This is a genomic window from Nocardioides sp., assembly GCF_031422975.1.
Classification (GTDB): Bacteria; Actinomycetota; Actinomycetes; order Propionibacteriales; family Nocardioidaceae; genus Nocardioides.
Genome location: NZ_JANPEO010000590.1, coordinates 1 through 2,463, shown reverse-complemented (window position 1 = coordinate 2,463; position 2,463 = coordinate 1). Strand labels below are relative to the sequence as shown.

General features: G+C 71.1%; 1 protein-coding gene. It reads right to left on the bottom strand.

Annotated features, from left to right (window positions below):
• A partial coding sequence (gene eccCa / locus RMO85_RS17585; protein ID WP_310530015.1) for a type VII secretion protein EccCa occupies positions 1–2,463 on the bottom strand: 2,463 nt, incomplete at both ends.

The following is a 2,463-nucleotide window of genomic DNA, read 5'->3' as shown; positions in this document are numbered from 1 at the left end:
CGGCGAACGGCGTCCTCGCGGATCCTGTCCAGGCTGATCAGCTCGGGCAGCAGGCGCAGCGTGGGTCCGGGGGTGCCCTGCCACGCTGCGTTCGCGCGGTCGATGAGGTCATCGACACCCTCACCCAAGGTGGCCGAGTCGCCGTCGCCGTCGACGCGGGGCAGGGCGCCGAGGAAGTGCAGCTTGCTGGGGATGAGGCCTCGTCCGGGTCGGCCGGTCGGGACCAGCGCCGCGACCTTGCGGTCGATCTCGGAGTCGACAGGGTCGCCGAGCCGCAACTCGAGCTTGGAGCCGAAGACGTCGCGCATCGCGGCGCGGAAGTCCGCCCACCGGGTGGACGCGGCGATGATGTGGAGACCGAAGGTCAGGCCGCGACCGGCGAGCTGCTGGAGCTCCATCTCCAGGTCGTCGAACTCCGCGCGCAAGGTGCTCCAGCCGTCGATGACCAGGAACACGTCACCCCAGCCGTCGTCGGCGCGGCCCTGGGCACGTCGGGTGCGGTAGGTCTCGATGGAGTCGATGCCCTGGTCGCGGAAGTAGGCCTCCCGGCGGTCGACCACGCCCTGGATCTCGGCCACCACACGGCGTACGACATCGGGCTCGGACCGCGAGGCGACACCCGAGACGTGCGGGAAGCGAGACAGCGGCGCGAACGTGCCACCGCCGAAGTCGAGCACGAAGAACTGCGACTCGGCGGGCGTCGAGACGAGGCCCATGCTGGTCACGATGGTGCGCAGCAGGGTGCTCTTGCCCGAGCGCGGACCGCCCACGACGGCCACGTGACCGGAGGCGCCGGAGAGGTTGAGTGTCATGGTGTCGCGGCGCTGCTCGCGCGGCCGGTCGACGGTGCCCAGGGGGATGACCAGCCCGTTGAGGTTGCGCCACTGCGGCGATACGAGGCCGAGCTCGGGATCGTCGACCAGGTCGGGCATGAGCTCGTCGAGGGTGTCGGGGATGTCGAGCGGCGGCAGCCAGACCTGGTGCGCGGGACTGCCGACGCCGATCATCTGGTCGACCGCGATGTCGAGGAGCGAGGGCTGCTCGCCGTGCTGCTGCACCGGCACCGGCGCCAGGTCGTCCTCGTTCTCCAGCGGCTCGAGGGCCAGCACCTCGGAGATCGTGAAGGGCAGGATGCCGCGCACGTGGCCACCCTCGTCGCGCGTGACCCGTGCCCGGCCACTCGGCGGTCCCGAGACGTACGCCGCCTTGAACCGCAGCAGGGTCGACTGGTCGGGCTTCAGATACCCGAGCCCGGGGACCGCCGGGAGCTCGTAGGCGTCGGGCACCCCGAGCACGGCACGCGACTCGCCGGCGGAGAAGGTGCGCAGCCCGACGCGGTAGGACAGGTGCGACTCGAGGCCACGCAGACGGCCCTCCTCCAGTCGCTGGGACGCCAGGAGCAGGTGCAGCCCGAGCGATCGGCCGAGCCGACCGATGGCGACGAAGAGGTCGATGAACTCAGGCTTGGCCGAGAGCATCTCGGAGAACTCGTCGACGACGATGAACAGCGAGGGCATCGGCGCGAGGTCCTCGCCGTTGGCGCGGGCCTTCTCGTAGTCGCGGACGGAGGCGTAGTTGCCGGCGTCGCGCAGCAGCTCCTGACGACGCACCATCTCGCCGGACAGGGCGTCCTGCATGCGGTCGACGAGGGTGAGCTCGTTGGCGAGGTTGGTGATGACCGCCGAGACGTGCGGCAGGTCGGCCATGCCCGCGAAGGTGGCGCCACCCTTGAAGTCGACGAGCACGAGGTTGAGCTGGTCGGGGGAGTGTGTCATCGCCAGGCCGAGCACCAGGGTCCGCAGGAACTCCGACTTGCCGGATCCCGTGGCGCCGATGCAGAGACCGTGCGGTCCCATGCCCTGCTGGGCGGACTCCTTGATGTCGAGGTGGATCAGGCCACCCGAGTCCCCGATGCCGATCGGCACGCGCAACCGGTCGCGCGCCGGGCGCGGACGCCACGAGCTGGCCGGGTCGAAGGTGTGAATGTCGCCGAGGCCGAGCAACTCCATGTGGTCGGGGTTGGCGGAGGTGATGTCCACGGCCGCGCCGGAGGAGGCGTCGGCACTGAGGGTCTTCAGCGGCGCGAGCCGGCGCGCGAAGGCCTCGGCCGTCGCGAGGTCGCACTGGTCGATGAGCGCCTTGACCGGTTCCTCGCGCACCCGCACCCCGAGCACCGGCAGCTTGTCGAGCTCGGGCCGACCCTCGGCGAACTGGAGCCGCAGCCTGGTCGAGTCCTCGAGCTCGTCCCAGCGCGCCGGCATGTCCAGCAGGGTGACGCCGTGCAGCCCGTCGGGCGGGACGACGTGGTTGCCGGGAGGCAGGTGTCCACCGTCGATCACCAGCAGGATGTGCGGCGTCGGCTGGCGCTCGTCGGCACCGAAGCGGGGACGGTCGCTGAGGTCGGGCGGCAACAGGGTGCCCAGGTCGTCGATCGAGGTGGCGACGAGGCGCCGCGGACCGACG